This window comes from Pseudomonas sp. MLB6B (assembly GCF_054508135.1).
On the sequence record NZ_CP199313.1, the window covers coordinates 2,724,555 to 2,744,328 of the forward strand.

Consider the following 19,774-nt stretch of genomic DNA (forward strand, 5'->3'; position numbering starts at 1 on the left):
TGACGACAATTGCCGAAGGCTTCCTCTACGAGAACAACGCGCAAGCAATAATTCCCGCTTGCGACCGCTAATTTACGCCAGGCACCCCATGTGGCATGCCCGCCTACTGCTTGTCATCAACCTTCGCACCCCTCTACCGAGCGCCGCGCCTGCTCGGTCACCGATTTCTGCAGATCCTGATACCAGAGCCCCGCATCGTAGGCGATGGTCACGATCGTCCTGTGCGCGTGCTCAGGTTCGCGCACCATCCGTTGAGCGACTGCCAAACACGCGGCTGCCGTGTTGCCGACAAAGGCACCGCTCTGCATATAAAAGGTGCGCTGCGCCATCAGCATCTCTTCCTGTGTGACGCTGCAATGCCGATCGACCAATACCCAGTCCAGAAACGGCGGGCAGACGCCGACCGCCATGCCTTCGAAGCGGTGGTCAGCGAAGATGCCCGCTTTCGAATCGCAGCCGGCCGGATCGACCAGCACGGTTTCGACGTCGAAACCCTGATCCTTGAGCCCCAACGTGATTCCGGAAAAGCTTGCGCCAGTGCCTGCACAACCCACGAACAGCAATTCCTTGCCGGCCCGGGCCTGGATCAGCTGACACGCCAGCTCCGTGGCGGTCTGATAGCGATGGGCGTCGACCCCCACGGCATTGTTGAACTGGTCGGTATAGAAGTACGACTTGCCCAGTGCTGCCTGTTGCTCCAGCCGATACATCACCACGTCCTTGGGGGTGGCGCCTGCCAGCAGCATGTCCTTGCCAATCAGCGTAGCGCCGAAGCATTCGAGCAGGTCGCGTTTGGTCTGGCTGAAGCTCAACCCCACCGCCAGCTCCACGGCGATATCATGGCGGTGGCAAGCGGCGATCAGACCGAAGCCGAAGTTGCCACCGGTTTTCTCGATGACCGTGGTTTCACCCGGCACGATATCGCCGTTGCGCACCGCGCAGTCGATGATGTGCTTGGCGGCGCGGTATTTATGGCTACCGCCCGGGTTATGCATTTCCAGTTTGGTGAGGATGCGCTCTGCGGTGCGGATCAGTTTGCTCATTTGCTGTTGCCCACGGCCGTGTAGTGCGGCTGCGCGTTGCTATGCAACACATAAAGGGTCGCCAGCAACAAGATCACGCACAGGCTCAGGCACAGGGCGTTGGTGCCCACCCAGCCGATCGAATTGAGCAGCACGGCCGGCGTGAAGGCGCCCAACGTGGCGCACACGGCGATGGCCAGATCGTTCTTGCCTTGCATCTGCATGGCGCCGGGGCTGTTTTGCAGACTTTGCGCCAGCAACGCGCCGCCGCCGACGTAGGTCAGGTTCCAGCCCAGACCCAGCACGATCAGCGATACGGTCATGGCCGCGTAACCGTGCAAGGTCATGTTGAGCAGGGTGCAGCCGATGAGCATGGCCAGGCCCGTACACAGCGTGGTGCGCAGACCCAGCTTTTCGATGATCGTGCCTGTGAAGAAGGAGGGCGCGAACATGGCGATGACATGCCATTGGATCGCCAGACGCACGTCGGAGAACGAGTCGTGCATGTGCTGCATGTGCATCGAGGCCTGGATCATCAGCAAGTTCATGATGCCGTAGCCGATGGCGGCGATCGCCATGGCAGTGACCAGCGTCGGTGTGAGAGGGATGGCGGCGTCGCGGTTGGCCTTCGGCCTTTGTGCGCTGGCCGGGTTGGCTGGCGAGGCAGGCAAGCACAAAGCGATCAGCAGCGACAGGCCGGCCAAGACGATGAACGCGGCGTAGCACAGCGAGAACAGCGCATAGCCCGCCACCTCACGCAGCAGCTCGGTCAGCGTCGGGCCGACCACGGCGGCGACCACGCCGCCGGCCACCACCAGCGACAGCGCCTTGGGCTTGAGCGCTTGCAGGAGGTTGTCGGTAGCCGCGAAGCGGTTGAAGTTGGCGAAGGCGATGTACACCCCCAGCGCGGCGTGGCTAAGCACCAGTAGCGCGAACTGCCGATGCTCGACTGCCATGAAGCCGCTGACGCCAGACACCACCAACGGCAGCGCGCCCAGCATGAACGCCGGTTTGCGACCGGTGCGGCTCATCAAGCGGGACGCAGGGTAGGTGGCCAGCATCACGCACAGAAATTGCACGCCGTAGGGCAGGGTGGACCACTGCGCAGCTGGTGCCAGCGCCGAGCCGACGATGGCGGCCATGGTCACCGACATCACCGCTGTGGTGAGGTTGATCGACTGGGCGGTGAAGTACAGGTAGGTGCGGCGGGGCAGGCGAGGGTTCATGCGTGCTGCTCCCTATAGATCGACAGGTCGGTCGAGGCTTCGGGGAATTCGCAGATCAGCCGTTCCTTGCTCTTGCCCAGGCGTTTGCGGCGTACGCTCAGCCGGCCGATGCGCTGCGGCGATTGCAGGTGGGTGCCGCCACAGGGGATTTCGATCCCTCGGTACGACCACAGTCGTGCGTCTTCCAGGCCTTGTACGGCGGTGTTGCCGATCACGTCCTCATGCGCGATCAGTTCATTGGCCAGGCGCTCGATCTCGCGCACTTCCTCGGCGCTGAAGGATTCTTCGACGAGGAAATCGAAACGCGCGCCGTCTTCCTTGATGTGGCAGCCGATGGTCCACTGCTCCAGTTCCTGACGAAGTTGCACGGCGGCGGCGTAGAGAAAGTGGCTGGCACTGTGAGACAGCGTCAGGCGATCGCGCCGCAGCGCGTCGATACTGACCCGGGCCGGCATGTGCGCGGTGACCCGCTCCAATAAATGCAAGTCGTCCGGATGGATCATGTGCAAGATGATGCCGCCCAACTTTCCGCCCTTGAAACCGTCCAGGCGAATGGGCGTGCCATAGAGTTTTTTCGCCCAGATGAAGCGCAGCGTGCCGATGGGCAACTCGATGGTGCCGTGGTCGGCCTCTTGGCCGCCGCCTTCGGGATAGGCCACGGTACTGTCGAGTTCCAGCGCGTCGGCATGCACACGGGTGACTTGCGTGGTGGCCGACGTTAAATACTGGTCTTGGTAATACAACTTTTCAGTGCTACGCAGGACTTCGTTATTGAGCAATGTATTCATGGTTCCACTACCATTTGCAGGGAAGTTCTGACCTGCACCCGGGCGCGCGCAGGGACGTCTTTGCTAATGATGCAATTGGGGCCGATGAACACGTCATCGCCAATGTTCACTGGGCCTAGCACACTGGAAAACGCACCGATCTGAACACGGTTGCCGATGCGTGGATGCCTGGCGCCCGATGGGTTGTGGCCGATGCCGCGGGCGCCCAGAGTGACGCCGCCGAGGATGTAGCAATCGTCGCCGATGACGCTGGTTTCACCGATGACCGTGCCCACACCGTGGTCGATGATGAAGCGCTCGCCAATGCGGCTGCGAAAGTGGATTTCCGCACCCGAGAGCATCTTGCCGCGGCGCGACAGCATGCCGGCGAGGCACTGCGCATCTGTGATGCGCGCGCCAACGTGCAGATGCACTTGGTGCGCGAGGCGATAATGCAGGACGGCCGCGTAAGACGTGTAACTTCTAGCGATGAAAATCGGATCGAAGCCCGAGGCTGGATCTTTAGAGGCGAAGGCGAGCAAGTCTTCGTGGCATGTTTCGGCAACTTCCTGAATCAACGAAGTGTCGTTGAGTATGGAAAATTCCTGTGTCGAACAGCACTCCAGCAGCGCCGCGGTCAGTAAGTTTTTAATGGTGCAGAACGACGCCGATTCATAATGAACGGGCAGCCGAACGGGTGCATGAGGTTGCATGTCCATGTTGGCCATCGATGCGCTTTCCAGTTATCTGGTCTTGGGTATTGGCGTTGACAGGGCATTAATCGAGAGACGCCGCTGAAGTGATAGTCGCACTATTCGAACTGCCGCAAACGAACAGTCGACAACCTTTTCAGTTAACTGTTAGCATTTATTTCCTAACGGTTTGGCGATGGCCCATGAGCAACAGCGCGCTGTACGACGACTTGAAGCAGCGGCTGGCGAATGGCGAGTGGCTGGCCGGGCAACGCATGCCGTCGATCCGTAAGTTGGCGGGGGGCGGGCATAGCTACCACGATGCCGTTTCGGCCTACGCGCGGCTGGTCAGCGAAGGCGAGCTGACCGCGTTTCCGGGCCGCGGTTACTTCGTCACCAGCAGGGCTGCGCAGATCGCCGTCAGCCATGACCCGCTCAGCATGGACAGCGACCCGCTGTTCCGGCTCCTGCAAGGCGGCCAGCACTACATCAAACTGGGCTGCGGTTGGTTGCCGCCGCAATGGCGCGACACCGAATCGCTGGCCAAGGCGATTCGCCGCACTGCGCGCCTGGAGCAGAGTTCGTTGGCCGAATACGGCGATATCCTTGGGCACCTGCCCATGCGCAAGCAGCTGTGCGTGCACATGAAGCGTCAGACCCGCGTGGACGCCAGGCCCAACCAGGTCATCACCACCCTTGGTGCGACCCAGGCGCTGGACCTGCTGGCGCGCCTGCTGATCAAACCGGGCGACCATGTGTTCGTCGATGAGCCGGGCAACGGCAACCTGATCCGTCTGATCCAGCTCGCCGGCGGGCATGTAGTAGGCATTCCGAGGGCAGCGGACGGGCCGGACATCGCTGAGATGCAAGCCTACTTGAGTAACCACAAGGTGCGCGCCTTCTTCTGCAATAGCACCCTGCACAATCCCACCGGTGGCAACATCAGCCCGCACAATGCCTTCAAGGTGCTGCGCCTGGCCATCGAACACGAGTTCTATGTCGTGGAAGACGACGTCTACGGCGATTTCAGTCCAGGCGTGCGGCAGACTTTCGCCGAGCTCGACAACCTGGAACGGGTCATCTATATCGGCAGCTTTTCCAAATGCCTTTCGGCCTCGCTGAGGGTCGGTTACATCGCCTGTGCGCAGGAACTGATCGAGCCGTTGACTCGCCTGAAACTGCTGACCTGCGTGGCTGTGCCGGCGTTCTGCGAACGCTTCGTCAACACGATCCTGTCCGACGGCACCTATGCGCGGCACATGAAGGACGTACAGCAACGCCTGATCAGTCAGCAGGTGCAGACCCAGCAACTGCTGCTGGCACGGGGCTGGCGCTTCGATATCGAACCACAAGGCGGCATGTTCATCTGGGCCTATCACCCGGACTTACCGAACCTGCAACCGCTGATCACCACCCTCGAAGCGCAGAAGATCCTGCTGATGCCAGGCTCTGCGTTTGCCGTCACGCGCGACTACCAGCGCTATGCACGGATAAACTGCACGCATTTTTCCCAGGAGGTCGCGCGACATTTCACTGTGAAGGCGTTTTGAAGACGCCCATTGGCCCGGCCACCAAAGGGGTCGGAGCCGCCGTAGTAATGTGCTGTAGGTGCTGAACCCTCAGCAGACCCGCTGGACTAATCTGAATATCTTCATTCTCTTTTCATCTCATTAAGTAGGAGCACCGGCACATGCAATTAGGAATCGTCGGTCTTGGCCGCATGGGCGGCAACATTGCACGACGCTTGATGCGTGCGGGCCACCAGATCGTGGCCCATGACCGTGACCTTCAAGCCGTACAAACGCTGGCTGGCGAGGGCGCCACGGGCGTTCACGATCTGGCCGAAATGGTCAAGGCACTGCAAGCGCCGCGGGCCGTCTGGGTCATGCTGCCGGCTGGCGCCCCCACCGAGCAGACCATCGCGCAATTGGCCGATTTGCTCGAACCCGGCGACTCGATCATCGACGGTGGCAACACCTTCTACAAAGACGACATGCGCCGCGCCGTCGAGCTGGCGAGCCGGGGCATGCATTATCTGGATGTCGGCACGTCCGGCGGCGTATGGGGCCTGGACCGTGGCTACTGCATGATGATCGGCGGCGAGAAGGACGTCTTCGAGCGCCTCGAGCCCCTGTTCAGCGCCCTGGCCCCAGGTGTCGGCGAGATTCCTCGCACCCATGGCCTGCAAGGCGAGCACCAGCGTGCCGAACATGGCTATCTGCACGCCGGCCCACCCGGTGCCGGCCACTACGTGAAGATGGTACACAATGGCATCGAGTACGGCTTGATGCAGGCCTACGCCGAAGGCTTCGACCTGCTGCGCAGCAAAGGCAGCGACGAGTTGCCCGAGGCCCAGCGTTTCGACCTCAACCTGCCGGAGATCGCCGAAGTGTGGCGCCGTGGCAGCGTCATCACGTCCTGGCTGCTGGACCTGACCGCCGACGCCATGGTCGCCGACCCGCAGCTGTCGCAGTTCAGCGGCTCGGTGTCCGACAGTGGCGAAGGACGTTGGACCATCGATGCCGCCGTCGAGCAGGCCACGCCTGTGCCGGTGCTGTCCAGCGCGCTGTTCGCCCGCTTCCGTTCGCGCCAGCAGCAGGGCACCTTCGGTGACAAAGTGCTCTCGGCCATGCGTCTGGGCTTTGGTGGCCACGTCGAGAACAAACGCCCATGACCGCACAGAAGACGCCTGCCGCACCGCCCTGCACGCTGTTCCTCTTCGGCGCCAGCGGCGACCTGGTCAAGCGCCTGCTGATGCCGGCGCTGTACAACCTCAGCCGCGACGGTCTGCTGGACCGCAACCTGCGTATCGTCGGTGTGGACCACAACGCGTCCACGGCCGAAGCGTTCGGCGAGCGCCTGCATGACTTCCTCGCCGAGCGTGACGCCGGCGGCGAAGGTGCGCCCAAGAGCGTCGACGAGAAGCTCTGGGCAAGTCTTGCCAAACGCTTGGACTACCAGACCGGCGATTTCCTCGACATGGCCACCTACCAGGCCATCGGCGAGCGCATCGCCAAGACCGACCACGGCAACGCGATCTTCTACCTGGCTACTTCGCCGCGCTTCTTCCCGGAAGTGGCGCAGCGTCTGGGCGAGGCCGGCCTGCTGGACGAATCCGCGGGCGGCTTTCGCCGCGTCGTGATCGAAAAGCCGTTCGGCACCGACCTTGCCAGCGCCCAAGCGCTGAACGCTTGCCTGCTCAAGGTGATGAGCGAGCGGCAGATCTACCGCATCGACCATTACCTGGGTAAGGAAACGGTGCAGAACATTCTGGTCAGCCGCTTCTCCAACGGCCTGTTCGAGTCGTTCTGGAACAACCACTACATCGACCACGTGCAGATCACCGCAGCGGAAACCGTGGGGGTCGAAACCCGCGGTGCGTTCTACGACGGCACCGGCGCCTTGCGCGACATGGTGCCCAACCACCTGTTCCAGCTGCTGGCGATGGTTGCCATGGAGCCGCCCGCTGCCTTCGGCGCCGACGCCGTACGCGGCGAGAAGGCCAAGGTCATTGGCGCCATCCGCCCATGGTCGAGCAAGCTGGCGTTGAAGAACTCGGTACGCGGCCAGTACGCGGCGGGCAAGCGCGGTGACAATGACTTGCCTGGCTATCGCCAGGAAGGCAACGTCGACCCCGCCAGCCAGACCGAAACCTACGTGGCGTTGAAGGTGATGATCGACAACTGGCGCTGGGCCGGCGTGCCGTTCTACCTGCGTACGGGCAAGCGCATGAGCGTGCGCGACACCGAAATCGCCATCTGCTTCAAGCCGGCGCCCTACGCACAGTTCCGCGATTCGGCTCTGGCGCGGCCCAAACCCAACTATTTGAAGATCCAGATCCAGCCGAACGAAGGCATGTGGTTCGACCTGCAGGCCAAGCGCCCCGGCCCGGAACTGATCACGCAGAACGTCGAGCTGGGGTTCGCCTACAAGGACTTCTTCAACATGACCCCGGCTACGGGCTACGAAACGCTCATCTACGACTGCCTGACCGGTGACCAGACGCTGTTCCAGCGCGCGGACAACATCGAGAACGGCTGGCGCGCGGTGCAGCCGTTCCTCGATGCCTGGGTCAGCGGCGGCGAGGTACACGAGTACCCAGCCGGTGAGGACGGCCCCGAAGCGGGCAACGAACTGCTGACCCGTGACAAGCGCGAATGGCATGGGCTCGGCTGACGGCCGAGCCAAACCCTGGGTACCGGCCTGCAGCGACTTCCACCCGTATTGTTGAGGACACCCGATGCCCGCACTGATCGAAGACTACGCCTTGCTCGGTAACTGCCGCAGCGCCGCGCTGGTCAACCGCAACGGCTCGCTAGACTGGTTGTGCCTGCCGCGCTTCGATGCGCCGGCCGTGTTCGCCAGCCTGCTGGGCAACGAAGAGAACGGTCGCTGGCGCGTTGCGCCGACAGATACCGTCGAGCATAGCGAGCGTCGTTACCTGGAAGACACCCTGGTGCTGGAGACGCTCTACGTCACCGCCACAGGGCGCGCACGGGTCCTCGACCTGATGCCGCTCAACGATACCCATTCGGTGGTGCGCATCGTCGAAGGCCTCAGCGGCGAGGTCAATTTCGAGATGGACCTGGTGTTGCGCTTCGACTATGGCCGCAGCGTGCCTTGGGTCGAGAAACTCGACCCCTTGACCTTGAGCGCCGTGGCCGGACCGGACCGGGTGATCCTCAGCAGTACGGTCGCGACCCACGCCATGGACCATCACACGGTCGCACGCTTCCGGGTCGGCAAAGGCACGCGGGAAGTGTTCAGCTTGCGCCACCAGCGCTCGCACCTGCCGGTGCAGCCAGGGTTCGATGCCGACGAGGCGCTCAAGGACACCATCGATCAGTGGCAGGCCTTCGCGGGCCGTTGCCCGGAAGTGGGTGCCTACAGCGCGCAGGTTCGTCGTTCGCTGATCACCCTCAAGGCCATGACCTACGCCCCTACAGGCGGCATCGTCGCGGCCGTGACCACCTCGTTGCCCGAACGCATCGGTGGCGAACGCAATTGGGACTATCGCTTCTGCTGGCTGCGCGACGCCACCATGACGCTGCTCGCCTTCATGAACCTGGGCTACGTCGACGAAGCCCAGGCCTGGCGCGAATGGCTGATGCGCTCGGTGGCCGGCAACCCCGAGCAGATGCAGATCATGTACGGCCTGGCGGGCGAGCGTGACTTGCAGGAATACACGCTGCCATGGCTGGCCGGTTACGAGCACTCGCAGCCCGTACGGGTAGGCAACGCTGCGGCCGATCAGCGCCAGCTCGACATCTATGGCGAAGTGGCCGACGCCATGAGCCAGGCGCTCAAGGCCGGTTTGCCGCGTCATCCGCGCAGCGCAGCCATCGCGCGCTTGATCCTGCCGTACGTTGAGAGCATCTGGCGCGAGCCGGACGAGGGCATCTGGGAGGTGCGCGGTGGGCGTCAACACTTCGTGCATTCCAAGGTCATGGCCTGGGTGGCTTTCGACCGTGCTGCGAGCCTGGCCGAAACGCGCGAGGACAGCGGCCAGAGCCAGCATTACCGGCAGGTCGCCGAGCAGATACACCGTGAGGTGTGCGAGCAAGGGCTGGACCCAAGCGGGCAGTATTTCGTCCAGGCTTATGGATCCAGGGAGATGGACGCCAGTCTGTTGCAAATCGCTCTGACCGGGTTCCTGCCGGCCGATGATCCGCGCTTCCTGCGTACCCTCGAACAAATCGAGCAACGCTTGCTGCACGAAGGTCTGGTGCTGCGCTACGACAGCGACAACTGCACCGACGGCCTGACGGCGGGCGAGGGGACATTCCTGGTCTGCACGTTCTGGCTGTGCGACGTTTATGTGCTGGTCGGGCGCCAAGCCGAGGCCGAGGCGTTGTACCAGCGCTTGCTGGACTTGACCAACGACGTGGGCCTGTTGGCCGAGCAATACGATCCGCAAAGCCAGCGCATGTTGGGCAACTTCCCACAGGCGTTCAGCCACATCGGGGTGATCAACACTGCGCTGAACCTGTACCGGGCGCAATGCCCGGTGCGCGACCGCGCCAGCGGCGGCGAGTAGTCGCTCGCAGATGGGGAGGGATGGCTATAGTGAAGCCATTCCCTCCTTTGGAGCTTGCCGATGCGTTTGATCAGTCGCGAACCTTGGTGGCACGTGCCGCCCAAGCCCGGTCAGCAAGAACGGGACCTGCACTGGGGTTATCTGGAAATCTATGCCGATGGCAGCACGGTCTTCGTCGACCAGCGCCCGACCGCGCGTGAGCTGGCCGAGCGCAAGAGTTGCCGCCACTTTCCCGATGCCGACACGCCAGCGGGCTCAGTCTTCCAGCGCTGACAAGCGCGCTTCCAATGCGGCAATGCGTGCTTCCAAGGCTGCAAGGCGATCTTCGGAAGCGCTGCCGGCGTCACGCGGCTGATCGCTCGTGCCGTGCTGGCGGGCGGCGAGGGTGGCTTCGATGTGTGCGGGGTCGCCCAGCGCATGGGTGTAGCGGTCTTCACGCTGGCCCGACTGGCGCGGTAGGTGCAGAGCGAGTTCGCGGGTCACCAGGCGCTCGAGCTGATGCTGGACCTGGTCCAGGTCTTCGAAGGCGTGCAAACGCTGGCTGCGGGTCAGCAACTCGCTCAACGTCTGCGGGCCGCGCAGGAACAACAAACCGAGCAGCACACGCTGTGCTGGGACCAGTTCCAGCGCCTTGTCCAGACGATGCTCCCAGCGGTCGGCGCGGTTGCCCATCTGCAAGCGGGCCATGTCCTGCGCTTCCAGCGCGCGCAGCGCTTGCCCGACCTGACCGGCCGAGAGGTTCATCACCGGTTCTCGGCTGGTCTTCTGGTTGCAGGCGACGACCAGCGCGTTGAGCGTCAAGGGGTAGCTTTCCGGGCTGGTGGCCTGCTTTTCGATCAAGGCGCCGAGGATGCGCACCTCGACGTCGTTCAAACGTGCTTCGCCAGCGCTTTGCTGTTCTGACATGGCCTTGTCTCGATGCAATGAAAAGGCCATTAGCGTAGGGGGTGTGAGGGGCTGAGGCAATCGTTCCCCAGGGGCGGCCAACATGGGCTGGCCGCAATGGGTCAGGCGCTGCGTCGCTCCATGGCTTCGCATGCGGCGGCGGTGAACAGCACGTCGGTCGAGGAGTTCAGCGCGGTTTCCGCCGAATCCTGCACCACACCGATGATGAAGCCGACGGCAACCACCTGCATGGCGACTTCGCTGGGAATGCCGAACAGCCCGCAGGCCAGCGGAATCAACAGCAACGAACCGCCGGCCACGCCCGATGCGCCACAGGCGCAGATCGACGCCACCACGCTGAGCAGCAGCGCCGTGGGCAGGTCCACCGTGATGCCCAGGGTGTGTACGGCGGCCAAGGTCAACACGGTGATGGTGATCGCTGCGCCGGCCATGTTGATGGTCGCGCCCAGCGGGATCGACACCGAATAGGTGTCTTCATGCAGGCCGAGCTTTTCCGACAACGCCAGGTTGACCGGGATGTTCGCCGCCGAACTGCGGGTGAAGAACGCGGTGATGCCACTTTCGCGCAGGCACATCAATACCAGGGGGTAGGGGTTGCGGCGGATCATGCAGAACACGATCAGTGGGTTGATCACCAGCGCGATCGCGAGCATGCAGCCTATCAGTACCGCCAGCAGGTGCAGGTAGCCCAGCAAGGCTTGCAGACCAGCCTGGGCCAAGGTCGAGGCGACCAGGCCGAAGATCCCCAGGGGCGCAAAGCGGATGACCACGCGCACCAGGTCGGTCACCGCCGTGGCCAGGTCTTCGGTCAACCCCCGGGTCGCTTTGCCAGCCTTGCGCAGCAGCATGCCCAAGCCGATCGCCCAGGTGAGGATGCCGATGAAGTTGGCTTCGGCCAGCGCCTTGACCGGGTTCTGGACCGCGCTCAATACCAGCCCCTGCAGGACTTCGCCGATGCCACCGGGCGGGCTCATGTCGATTTGCGCGGTATCGAGCACCAACGTCGATGGGAACTGCATGCTCGCCACCACGGCCAGCGCGGCGGCAGCGAAGGTGCCGAACAAATAGAGCCAGAGGATCGGGCGGATGTGCGTCTGCTGCCCCTGCTGATGGTTGGCGATCGATGCGATCACCAGCACGAAGACCAGGATCGGCGCCACGGCCTTGAGCGCCGTCACGAACAGGCTACCCAGCAGCGTCAGGCTGGTCGCGACGCTGGGCGCCAGGACAGCCAGGAGAATACCGGCGACCAGGCCGATGACGATCTGGATGACCAGGCTGGTACGGGTGAGCAGGCGAAGAACGGCGGACATATACAGCGAAGCCTCGGAAAGTGAGCGGCGGACTCTACCATAGACGTTCTCGTCCCGGTCAGACCTCCGGGCACCCGTTGAACAGCTCGCGCCGCGCGCCTTGGGTGATCGCCACAATGCCCGGATGCTTGACCTTGCGCTCGACGGAAATGGCATAGAACGCCTCGGTCACCGCGTCGGTGTGGCCGATCTGCTCCACGGCGCATTGCCGGCAGACCTCTTCTGCGATCACGCTGGGCGCGACGAACAGGCCACTGCCGGACTGGCCGAAGGCCTGCATCAGGGCGCTGTCGTCGAACTCGCCGACGATCCTGGGGTGCACCCGTTGCTCGGCGAGCCAGCGCAGCAAGCGGCTGCGCAGCATGCTGTCCTGCCCGGGGATCAGCAACGGAGCGTTGTCCAGGCAGGCGGGGAAAGGCCAGGCAAGCTGGCCGGCGAGGGCTGGCGTCGCGAAGAAGCTCAGGCCCGACTCCCCTAGTTTCTGGCTGTGGCCCTTAATATCGAGATGGTTGGGCATGGGGCGGTCGGAAATCACCAAGTCCAGCCGTTGGACGGCAAGGTCGGCGAGCAAGCGTTCGAGCTTGTCTTCGCGGCAACTGATGCGCAGCGCCCGATCCCGTTCCATGGCTGGTGCCAGCAGGCGGTAGACGATGGACTTGGGCACCACGTCGGCCACGCCCACGCGAAACAGCACTTGTTGCCGGTCGGGCGCGGCTCGCAGCACACCTTCCAGTTCGCTGGCGATCTGAAACATCTGCTCGGCGTACTCGAGCGTGCGACGGCCGCTTTCGGTCAGTTCGAGTTGGCGACCCACACGCTGGAACAGTTCGATGCCATGGGTCTGCTCGAACAGGCCGATTTGTCCGCTGACGGTCTGGGGCGTGAGGTTCAGCTGTTCGCTGGCGCGAGCGATGCTGCCGGTCTTGGCAGTGACCCAGAAATAGTGCAATTGGCGATAGTTGAGCATCTGAAACATTTGGTTCGAGAAAAGCGAAGTATACCTGGTGAAAAAACGAATTTTCCTGATGTTTCGCCTTGTCTACTCTGTGCGCGATCCCGCGCCTAGCGCGCCTCAACGACCTTCGCAGAGATTCGACCCATGGACTACCTATTGCAACTCGCTTCGAACCCTACTGCCTGGGTGGCGCTGGCCACGCTGGTGGCGATGGAAGTCGTCCTGGGTATCGACAACCTGATCTTCATTTCGATTCTCACCAACAAGCTGCCGGAGCAGCACCGTTCCAAAGCCCGGCGCATCGGGATCAGCATGGCATTGGTCATGCGCTTGGCGCTGCTCAGCACCGTCGCCTGGATCGTGCAGTTGACCGAACCGGTGTTCGAAGTGTTCGGCCATGCGTTCTCCTGGAAGGACATGATCCTGATCGCCGGTGGCCTGTTCCTGTTGTGGAAGGCGACCAAGGAGATCCACGAAAGCGTCGATCCGCATGGCTCCAAGGAAGAGGCCAAGGCCGGCGCTACCGTGACGCTGGGCTTTTCGGCGGCGATCGTGCAGATCTTGATCCTCGACATCGTCTTTTCCATCGACAGCATCATCACTGCCGTGGGCATGACCGAGCACTTGCCGATCATGATCATCGCCGTGATCAGTGCCGTGGTGGTGATGCTGGTGGCGGCCGATCCGCTGGCCAAGTTCATCAACGACAACCCGACCGTGGTCATGCTGGCGCTGGGCTTCCTGATCATGATCGGCATGACCCTGATCGCCGAAGGCTTCGGTGCGCATGTGCCTAAAGGCTATGTGTATGCGGCGATGGCGTTCTCGACCTTGATCGAGGTGCTGAACATCCTCTCGCGTCGTGCCCGGACCAAGCGCAACGCGACTGGGGACTGACGGACAAGCCAAACCCTCGGGCCGAGAGGCTCTGGTGGTCAGTGCGGGGAAGCTTTGCGCAAGTTGCCGCGCGGTTTCCTGGGGGGTGGCAGGGAAGCGTGGCGGCGCAGAATGCGCATCACCCCCCATAACATTGCCAGGGCCACGCTGGCCCACATGGCTATCAGCATGAGTATCGCCATCGTCAGACTCATGATCGGCTCCTTCCCCAGGCACGCATGATTGGGTGGTGGATACGAACTCAAGTCTAGCTGCAAGTCGATAGGGCTCAATGCCCTTCGGTCCAGCTTCGACGACTCGCGCCGCGCTGTACCGCGTGCAATACGCGGCCTATGATCGTGGGTCATGCCAGGCGTCGTCCGCTTGGCCACGACAAGCGAGAACCCATGTCGCAGCATTCTTCCCCTTTGCGCAGTTCCATTGGACGCCGTTGGCTGGTCGCGGGTGCGTTGCTGATCGGTCTGAGCGGCTGCGCCGGAACGCCGGAGGCCCTGCCCAAAGACCTGGCGCAGCGGGTCGAAATCAGCAGCGTGCCGTTTTTTCGCGGCAATGCCCACCATGGCGGAGCGTTGGCGCTGGCGGCCATGCTTTCGCAACAAGGGGTGAACATCACCCCGGGCCTGCTCGACGGCCCGCTGCGCTTGCCCCAAGATGCGGATCGGTTGGAGACCTCGATTCCGCGTGTTGCCCATGAGTACGGCATGGTCGTGTACCCTCTGGACAAGCGCTTGGACGCTTTGCTGCGACAGGTGGCAGCGGGCGATCCGGTGCTGCTGCGCTACCAGGAGGGTTCGAGCTTCTGGGCCGAGCCGCGCTATGCGGTGCTGGTCGGCTACGATCGCTACAAACGACAGGTGCTGTTGCGCGCAGGCATGAGCCGGCGGCTGCCGATGGACTTCAAAGCGTTCGAGCAGGCTTGGGCGGAGCAGGGTAGTTGGGCCGTGCTGATTCAGCCGCCGCAGCGGTTGCCTGCCCAGGTCGACCGCGAGCGTTGGCTACGGGCGGCTGAAGCCTTGGCACGCGATGGCCAGGAAGTGGCGGCGCGTCAGGCGGTCGGCCGTTTGCAGGAATGAGGCGTGTGAAGGGGGGCGGGCGAGGGGCCCGCACCTGTCTCAGAAGCCGAGCTTGTCGCGCAGGCTGTAATACCAGGCGCCCAAGGCGCTGAACGGCACGCGCAGCAACTGCCCGCCAGGGAAGGGGTAGTGCGGCAGGCCGGCAAAGGCATCGAAACGCTCGGCCTGACCACGCAATGCCTCGGCCAGCACCTTGCCGGCCAGATGGGTATAGGTGACGCCGTGGCCGGAGCAGCCTTGCGAGTAATAGATGCTGTCGCCAATGCGGCCCACCTGCGGCAAGCGCGACAGCGTCAGCAGGAAATTGCCGGTCCAGGCGTAATCGATCTTCACATCCTTGAGTTGCGGAAATGCCTTGAGCAGCTTGGGACGGATGATCGCTTCGATATTCTCGGGGTCGCGGGCACCGTACACCACGCCACCGCCGAAGATCAGGCGCTTGTCTTCGGTAAGACGGTAGTAGTCGAGCAGGTAGTTGCAGTCTTCCACGCAGTAGTCTTGCGGCAGCAGGCTACGGGCCAGTTCGTCGCTCAGCGGCTCGGTGGCGATGACCTGAGTGCCGCATGGCATGGACTTGGCGGCAAGCTCCGGGACCAGGTTGCCCAGATAGGCGTTGCCGGCAACGATGATGAATTTGCTGCGAACCTTGCCTTGCGGGGTGTGCACCACCGGATTGGCACCGCGCTCGATGCGGATTGCTGGTGATTGCTCGTAAATGACGCCGCCGAGCGATTCCACGGCCGCCGCTTCGCCCAAAGCCAGATTGAGGGGATGGATATGGCCGCCGCTCATGTCGAGCAAACCGCCGATATAGTTTTCGCAGCCCACCACTTCGCGGATGCGCGTCTGGTCCAGCAATTCGAGCTGGGTATGGCCGTAACGTTCCCAGAGGCGCTTCTGTGACTCCAGGTGATCCATCTGCTTGGGCTTGAGGGCTGCGAACACGCCGCCGTCCTTGAGCGCACAGTCGATGCCATAAGTGGCCACGCGTTCACGAATGATACGGCCGCCTTCGAATGCCATCTGCCCCAGCAACTGTGCCTGTTGCTGGCCAACGCTGCGCTCGATCACGTCGATGTCGCGGCTATAGCTGTTGACGATTTGCCCACCGTTGCGCCCAGAAGCGCCGAAGCCTACTTTAGCAGCCTCGACGATACTGACCTTGAAACCGTTCTCGAGCAGGAACAGGGCACTGGAAAGCCCGGTGTAACCGGCTCCGATGATGCAGACGTCGGTTTCCACTTCACCCTGTAGCGCCGGACGCTGCGGTACCGCGTTGGCCGAGGCGGCATAGTAGGACTGCGGGTAGGGAGTGTTAGCCATGACGGGATAAACCTCGTGTTTTATATTTTTAACGGTTGGGCGCATGCTATCAATAATAATAAACACCCGCTAGCTGCAGCCGAAAAAACACTTGCCCGCGCACGCACCGTGCAAAGCCATAAACTGATTAGGATTCAGGAAGTTAGCGCAAAAAATAGTTGACAGTGGTTTGCGATCACGTAGAATGCGCCCCACACGACAGGCACATAGCTCAGTTGGTTAGAGCACCACCTTGACATGGTGGGGGTCGTTGGTTCGAATCCAATTGTGCCTACCAAATCGACGAAAAGGGCGACCCTCAGGGGTCGCCCTTTTTGCATTCAGGTTCTGCGCGAAAGCCTTTTGGGGCACACCCAAGGTATCGAAGGCGAGCCACGCAAATTTTTGATTAATTTGAAGAAAAGCGCTTTACAGGGGAGCAACTGCCCTCTATTATGCGCCCCACACGACAGGCACATAGCTCAGTTGGTTAGAGCACCACCTTGACATGGTGGGGGTCGTTGGTTCGAATCCAATTGTGCCTACCAAATAAAGTCCCGCTCTGCGGGCAGCAAGAAGGGCGACCCGCAAGGGTCGCCCTTTTTTCGTTCCAGCTATTCAACGTGTTCGAGCCGCGGCATTGTGTCGCGCGATGTCGCAAGCCGCGTCCCCGGCGGCTCCCCGACCCTGCCCATGTATCCGGCGGCCAAGGTTCCCCATGCTAGAATCGAACCCTTCGAAACGGGAGATAGACGCGTGCGCAAACTGGCAGTGGTAATGGCGGCGATGGCCTTGGTCGGCTGTGACAATGAAGTCGAAGGCGTGCACAAGCAAGTGGCCGAACACCTCAGCAATCCCAAGACGGCCAAATTCGCCAACGTGCGAATCGATACCCAAGGCACCATCTGCGGGCAGTTCCGCGGCAAGGACGACCAAGGCCAGTACGAGGCCTACCGCAGTTACGTCGCCATCAAGCAAGACGGACAGTACCGGATCATCGTCGACGACTCGGGTGACAACCTGCAAATCCGTGAAGTGTGTGGCGGTGCGCAACTGCAGCGGCGTGCCGAAGCCGTGGCCGACCAGCCGGCCCCCGATGGCTGGGATGTGGAGGTGGTGCAGGGCGCGAACATGGGCGCGGTCAGCGACATGACGGCGCGGCTGCTGGAAAAAAGCATTCCTTCATCCGTCGAGTACCGCGAGGGTAAGCCGGTGGTGCTGATGGGGCCGTTCCCGAGCAAGGCCGAGGCAGAGGCGCGCAAGGCAGACGTCATGGCGCGGCTGGGAACCGACTCGGTGGTCATCCAGCACGGTATCGACCGCTGAAAGATTGGCGAGGGGTGTGTGAGGCTCGCGCGCGGGCTGTCCTCCCGGCTATGCTTGAACATGCACAGCCACATGCAAGGGAGGCCTGATGTCTACAGTGGAAAAGGCCATCGTCATCGCGGCCATTGCCCACGCCGGGCAGGTCGACAAGGGCGGTGCCGCGTATATTCTGCATCCGCTACGGGTCATGATGAAGGTGCATACGCCCGAGGAGCGCATCGTCGCCGTGTTGCACGATGTGCTCGAGGATACGACAGTGAGCCTGGTCGATCTTGTCCGCGACGGTTTCAACCTCAAGACCTTGGCCGCGCTGCTCGCGCTCAGTCGGCGAATTGGCGAGCCCTACGAAGACTTTGTCGTGCGCCTGGGCAGTGATCCTCTGGCGCGGACGGTCAAGCTGGCCGATCTTGCCGACAACAGCGATATGACGCGCATTTCCGAGCCTACCCCAGCCGACTTGCAGCGGCTGCATCGCTACCATCGGGCCAGTGCCTATCTGCAAGCGCTGACGTAGCGCGAGCGCATTGGGATTCAGTCGTCCTTGGGTACCGTCCAGAATACCTGCACGCCACCGTCGTCGCGGTGGGCGAGGGTGACATTGTCGTTTTCCGCGATTTCCTCGAGCAGGGTTTCCCAGTCCTTTGACGATTCGTCGGGCAGCCGGTAGATCAAAGCCGCCTTGCTGCGCTGTGCGGTCGGGCCGTTGATGATCTTTTGAATGCGAGTGCCCAGTTGGACGTAGCTGCTGGGCGTCTGCGGCGCGGTGCTGGCCATGGAAGGCTTCCTAGGTGGCTGGATGTGCGTACAGTATTTGAGCCCACGAGGTTGCGCAAGCCTACAGATGGGCCGGTTCGCGGTTTTTCGCGTTGGTTGTGTTGAAAAACAAGACAGGTCTTTGCCGATGGGGCGGAATGTCGTCGCCGCCCTCAACGCATGAAATGCACTTTGCCGCTGTCGTCGTTACCCATGTACATGCCATACACCCCCGCTTGGCGCTCGAGAATGTAGCGTTCCAGAATCTGCCGGATAGCGGGGTAGTAGATCTCGTCCCAAGGAATTTCACTTGGCTCGAAGAAACGGTAATCGAGCGTTTCCGGCCCATACCGTCCAGTTTCCTCGGCGGCCATCGCACGGAAGATGATGTACACCTCGCTGATTTTCGGCACGCTGAAGATCGAATAGGGCGAGACGATCTCGGCCCGTACGCCCGTCTCTTCCCAGACCTCGCGCAAGGCAGCTTCTTCGGTGGTCTCACCCGCTTCCATGAACCCGGCCGGCAATGTCCAGGTGCCCGGTCGCGGCGGGATGGCGCGCTGGCAGAGCAGGTACTTGCCATCGCGCTCGATGATGCAGCCGGCGATGATCTTGGGGTTCACGTAATGGATGTAGCCGCAAGCGCAGTACAGCCGCTCGTGCGTGTCGCCGGGCGGCATGCCCTGGGTGAGCGCCTGGGTGCAAAGAGGGCAGAAACGCAGCGCGTTGGGCATGTCAGCGGCCTATGCGAGGGTCCTTGACGGTCAAGGGTTCGGCGATCGCGCGCAGTGGGGTTGCGTCGTCCTGTTTCTGCCGCAGGTAGTCCAGGGCGACCTTGGCGGCGGCGCGCACATGGTCGACCGACGCCTGGTGGGCGGCCTGCGGATCGCCGCTCTTGATCGCCTCGACGATTTTTTCCATCTCGTGGTTACTGGCGCCGCGGCGGTTCTTTTGCGAAACAGAGGTAGCGCGCAAGTAGCTGATGCGCGCCTGCAACTGACGCAGTTGCTGGGCGGCAACACGGTTGCCGGAGCCCTCCAGAAGTACGTCGTAGAAGCCTTGCACCGAGTCGAGCACCTGCTGCAGCTCGCCCTGTTCCAGCGATTCGCGGTTCTCTTCCAGGGCGCGCTCCAGCGCACGGATGTCCTTGCTCTTGGCGTTGAGGGTGAACAGCTGCACGATCAGCCCTTCGAGTACGCAGCGCAGCTCGTAGATGTCGCGCGCGTCTTCCAGGGTGATGATGGCAACGCGCGGCCCCTTGGCATCGGCGAACTCCACCAGCCCTTCGGACTCCAGGTGTCGCAGCGCCTCACGCACCGAAGTGCGGCTGACGCCAAGGCGGTCGCAGAGGTCGCGTTCGACCAGGCGGTCGCCGGGCAGCAGGTGGAAGTTCATGATCGCGCCGCGCAGCTTGTCGAGCACGATTTCGCGTAGGGTGACGGGATTGCGGTTGACCTTGAAGCTGTCGTCGAGGGGCTGGCGTTTCATCAGGTGCGCTCTAATAG

General features: G+C 62.5%; 20 protein-coding genes and 2 tRNA genes. 11 read left to right on the forward strand and 11 right to left on the reverse strand.

Going from position 1 to position 19,774, the window contains the following annotated elements:
* Positions 1-116: 116 nt before the first annotated feature.
* Genes ACSMEV_RS12135 through ACSMEV_RS12150 form a run of 4 tightly spaced genes read right to left on the reverse strand, consistent with a single transcriptional unit; the run spans position 117 to position 3,743 of the window.
* Positions 117-1,043: a pyridoxal-phosphate dependent enzyme gene (locus ACSMEV_RS12135; protein ID WP_459205372.1), complete on the reverse strand. Its 927-nt coding sequence runs from the start codon at positions 1,041-1,043 to the stop codon at positions 117-119.
* Positions 1,040-2,248 carry an MFS transporter gene (locus ACSMEV_RS12140; protein ID WP_459205373.1) on the reverse strand — a complete coding sequence of 403 codons (1,209 nt, stop codon included), beginning with the start codon at positions 2,246-2,248 and terminating at the stop codon, positions 1,040-1,042. Before ACSMEV_RS12140 ends, ACSMEV_RS12135 begins: the two co-directional genes overlap by 4 nt.
* Positions 2,245-3,036, reverse strand: a complete 792-nt coding sequence (locus ACSMEV_RS12145) for an alanyl-tRNA editing protein (RefSeq protein WP_459205374.1) — start codon at positions 3,034-3,036, stop codon at positions 2,245-2,247. The genes ACSMEV_RS12140 and ACSMEV_RS12145 overlap by 4 nt, the downstream gene beginning before the upstream one ends.
* Positions 3,033-3,743, reverse strand: a complete 711-nt coding sequence (locus tag ACSMEV_RS12150; protein WP_459205375.1) for a serine O-acetyltransferase — start codon at positions 3,741-3,743, stop codon at positions 3,033-3,035. Before ACSMEV_RS12150 ends, ACSMEV_RS12145 begins: the two co-directional genes overlap by 4 nt.
* A gap of 167 nt (positions 3,744-3,910) precedes the next feature.
* On the opposite strand from ACSMEV_RS12150, the gene ACSMEV_RS12155 reads away from it, so the two are divergent.
* The 5 genes from ACSMEV_RS12155 (at position 3,911) to ACSMEV_RS12175 (ending at position 10,017) form a co-directional block, all read left to right on the forward strand.
* A complete protein-coding gene (locus ACSMEV_RS12155) occupies positions 3,911-5,257 on the forward strand; it encodes an aminotransferase-like domain-containing protein (protein ID WP_459205376.1) in 1,347 nt (448 codons plus the stop codon).
* Between the two features lie 140 nt (positions 5,258-5,397).
* Positions 5,398-6,381, forward strand: a complete 984-nt coding sequence (gene gnd, locus ACSMEV_RS12160) for a phosphogluconate dehydrogenase (NAD(+)-dependent, decarboxylating) (protein WP_459205377.1) — start codon at positions 5,398-5,400, stop codon at positions 6,379-6,381.
* A complete protein-coding gene (gene zwf / locus ACSMEV_RS12165; RefSeq protein WP_459205378.1) occupies positions 6,378-7,883 on the forward strand; it encodes a glucose-6-phosphate dehydrogenase in 1,506 nt (501 codons plus the stop codon). Before gnd ends, zwf begins: the two co-directional genes overlap by 4 nt.
* A gap of 64 nt (positions 7,884-7,947) precedes the next feature.
* Positions 7,948-9,744, forward strand: coding sequence for a glycoside hydrolase family 15 protein (locus ACSMEV_RS12170; RefSeq protein WP_459205379.1), 1,797 nt, complete (start codon positions 7,948-7,950; stop codon positions 9,742-9,744).
* A 60-nt stretch (positions 9,745-9,804) separates the two neighbouring features.
* Positions 9,805-10,017, forward strand: coding sequence for a hypothetical protein (locus ACSMEV_RS12175; protein WP_296267519.1), 213 nt, complete (start codon positions 9,805-9,807; stop codon positions 10,015-10,017).
* Here the strand turns inward: ACSMEV_RS12175 and ACSMEV_RS12180 are convergent.
* The 3 genes from ACSMEV_RS12180 to nhaR all read right to left on the reverse strand — a co-directional run bounded on the left by ACSMEV_RS12180 (position 10,000) and on the right by nhaR (position 12,930).
* Complete coding sequence (locus ACSMEV_RS12180; protein ID WP_459205380.1) at positions 10,000-10,650, reverse strand: YceH family protein; 651 nt, start codon at positions 10,648-10,650, stop codon at positions 10,000-10,002. The genes ACSMEV_RS12175 and ACSMEV_RS12180 overlap by 18 nt on opposite strands.
* Before the next feature lie 101 nt (positions 10,651-10,751).
* Positions 10,752-11,963 (reverse strand): serine/threonine transporter SstT, encoded by a 1,212-nt coding sequence (gene sstT, locus ACSMEV_RS12185; RefSeq protein ID WP_459205381.1) that lies wholly within the window; start codon positions 11,961-11,963, stop codon positions 10,752-10,754.
* A gap of 58 nt (positions 11,964-12,021) precedes the next feature.
* Positions 12,022-12,930 (reverse strand): transcriptional activator NhaR, encoded by a 909-nt coding sequence (nhaR, locus tag ACSMEV_RS12190; RefSeq protein WP_459208334.1) that lies wholly within the window; start codon positions 12,928-12,930, stop codon positions 12,022-12,024.
* A 132-nt stretch (positions 12,931-13,062) separates the two neighbouring features.
* On the opposite strand from nhaR, the gene ACSMEV_RS12195 reads away from it, so the two are divergent.
* The gene (locus ACSMEV_RS12195) at positions 13,063-13,815 is read left to right on the forward strand and encodes a TerC family protein (RefSeq protein ID WP_459205382.1); all 753 of its coding nucleotides are present in this window, start codon (positions 13,063-13,065) and stop codon (positions 13,813-13,815) included.
* A gap of 332 nt (positions 13,816-14,147) precedes the next feature.
* On the forward strand, positions 14,148-14,888 hold the full coding sequence (locus ACSMEV_RS12200; protein ID WP_459205383.1) for a peptidase C39 family protein: 741 nt from the start codon (positions 14,148-14,150) through the stop codon (positions 14,886-14,888).
* Positions 14,889-14,927: 39 nt separating this feature from the next.
* On the opposite strand, the gene ACSMEV_RS12205 is transcribed toward ACSMEV_RS12200, so the two are convergent.
* Entirely contained in the window at positions 14,928-16,211 is a 1,284-nt protein-coding gene (locus ACSMEV_RS12205; protein ID WP_459205384.1) for an NAD(P)/FAD-dependent oxidoreductase, read from the reverse strand.
* A 200-nt stretch (positions 16,212-16,411) separates the two neighbouring features.
* Here ACSMEV_RS12205 and ACSMEV_RS12210 point away from each other — a divergent pair.
* The 4 genes from ACSMEV_RS12210 to ACSMEV_RS12225 all read left to right on the forward strand — a co-directional run bounded on the left by ACSMEV_RS12210 (position 16,412) and on the right by ACSMEV_RS12225 (position 18,030).
* A tRNA-Val gene (locus ACSMEV_RS12210) sits at positions 16,412-16,488 on the forward strand.
* A 173-nt stretch (positions 16,489-16,661) separates the two neighbouring features.
* Positions 16,662-16,738: transfer RNA gene (locus ACSMEV_RS12215), tRNA-Val, on the forward strand.
* Positions 16,739-16,946: 208 nt separating this feature from the next.
* On the forward strand, positions 16,947-17,516 hold the full coding sequence (locus tag ACSMEV_RS12220; RefSeq protein ID WP_459205385.1) for an SPOR domain-containing protein: 570 nt from the start codon (positions 16,947-16,949) through the stop codon (positions 17,514-17,516).
* A gap of 88 nt (positions 17,517-17,604) precedes the next feature.
* Positions 17,605-18,030: a GTP pyrophosphokinase gene (locus tag ACSMEV_RS12225; RefSeq protein ID WP_459205386.1), complete on the forward strand. Its 426-nt coding sequence runs from the start codon at positions 17,605-17,607 to the stop codon at positions 18,028-18,030.
* 17 nt (positions 18,031-18,047) lie between these two features.
* Here ACSMEV_RS12225 and ACSMEV_RS12230 read toward each other — a convergent pair whose 3' ends face one another.
* The 3 genes from ACSMEV_RS12230 to ACSMEV_RS12240 form a co-directional block, all read right to left on the reverse strand.
* Positions 18,048-18,290 carry a DUF1654 domain-containing protein gene (locus ACSMEV_RS12230; RefSeq protein WP_459205387.1) on the reverse strand — a complete coding sequence of 81 codons (243 nt, stop codon included), beginning with the start codon at positions 18,288-18,290 and terminating at the stop codon, positions 18,048-18,050.
* Between the two features lie 152 nt (positions 18,291-18,442).
* Entirely contained in the window at positions 18,443-19,003 is a 561-nt protein-coding gene (locus ACSMEV_RS12235; RefSeq protein ID WP_459205388.1) for an NUDIX hydrolase, read from the reverse strand.
* A 1-nt stretch (position 19,004) separates the two neighbouring features.
* Positions 19,005-19,757: a GntR family transcriptional regulator gene (locus ACSMEV_RS12240; RefSeq protein ID WP_459205389.1), complete on the reverse strand. Its 753-nt coding sequence runs from the start codon at positions 19,755-19,757 to the stop codon at positions 19,005-19,007.
* Between the last annotated feature and the right edge of the window lie 17 nt (positions 19,758-19,774).

Bases quoted from the DNA above. Each gene is read 5' to 3' on its own strand.
- ACSMEV_RS12135 (WP_459205372.1), bottom strand. From the start codon at position 1,043: ATGAGCAAACTGATCCGCACCGCAGAGCGCATCCTCACCAAACTGGAA.
- ACSMEV_RS12140 (WP_459205373.1), bottom strand. From the start codon at position 2,248: ATGAACCCTCGCCTGCCCCGCCGCACCTACCTGTACTTCACCGCCCAG.
- ACSMEV_RS12145 (WP_459205374.1), bottom strand. From the start codon at position 3,036: ATGAATACATTGCTCAATAACGAAGTCCTGCGTAGCACTGAAAAGTTG.
- ACSMEV_RS12150 (WP_459205375.1), bottom strand. From the start codon at position 3,743: ATGGCCAACATGGACATGCAACCTCATGCACCCGTTCGGCTGCCCGTT.
- ACSMEV_RS12155 (WP_459205376.1), top strand. From the start codon at position 3,911: ATGAGCAACAGCGCGCTGTACGACGACTTGAAGCAGCGGCTGGCGAAT.
- gnd (WP_459205377.1), top strand. From the start codon at position 5,398: ATGCAATTAGGAATCGTCGGTCTTGGCCGCATGGGCGGCAACATTGCA.
- zwf (WP_459205378.1), top strand. From the start codon at position 6,378: ATGACCGCACAGAAGACGCCTGCCGCACCGCCCTGCACGCTGTTCCTC.
- ACSMEV_RS12170 (WP_459205379.1), top strand. From the start codon at position 7,948: ATGCCCGCACTGATCGAAGACTACGCCTTGCTCGGTAACTGCCGCAGC.
- ACSMEV_RS12175 (WP_296267519.1), top strand. From the start codon at position 9,805: ATGCGTTTGATCAGTCGCGAACCTTGGTGGCACGTGCCGCCCAAGCCC.
- ACSMEV_RS12180 (WP_459205380.1), bottom strand. From the start codon at position 10,650: ATGTCAGAACAGCAAAGCGCTGGCGAAGCACGTTTGAACGACGTCGAG.
- sstT (WP_459205381.1), bottom strand. From the start codon at position 11,963: ATGTCCGCCGTTCTTCGCCTGCTCACCCGTACCAGCCTGGTCATCCAG.
- nhaR (WP_459208334.1), bottom strand. From the start codon at position 12,930: ATGCTCAACTATCGCCAATTGCACTATTTCTGGGTCACTGCCAAGACC.
- ACSMEV_RS12195 (WP_459205382.1), top strand. From the start codon at position 13,063: ATGGACTACCTATTGCAACTCGCTTCGAACCCTACTGCCTGGGTGGCG.
- ACSMEV_RS12200 (WP_459205383.1), top strand. From the start codon at position 14,148: ATGATCGTGGGTCATGCCAGGCGTCGTCCGCTTGGCCACGACAAGCGA.
- ACSMEV_RS12205 (WP_459205384.1), bottom strand. From the start codon at position 16,211: ATGGCTAACACTCCCTACCCGCAGTCCTACTATGCCGCCTCGGCCAAC.
- ACSMEV_RS12225 (WP_459205386.1), top strand. From the start codon at position 17,605: ATGTCTACAGTGGAAAAGGCCATCGTCATCGCGGCCATTGCCCACGCC.
- ACSMEV_RS12230 (WP_459205387.1), bottom strand. From the start codon at position 18,290: ATGGCCAGCACCGCGCCGCAGACGCCCAGCAGCTACGTCCAACTGGGC.
- ACSMEV_RS12235 (WP_459205388.1), bottom strand. From the start codon at position 19,003: ATGCCCAACGCGCTGCGTTTCTGCCCTCTTTGCACCCAGGCGCTCACC.
- ACSMEV_RS12240 (WP_459205389.1), bottom strand. From the start codon at position 19,757: ATGAAACGCCAGCCCCTCGACGACAGCTTCAAGGTCAACCGCAATCCC.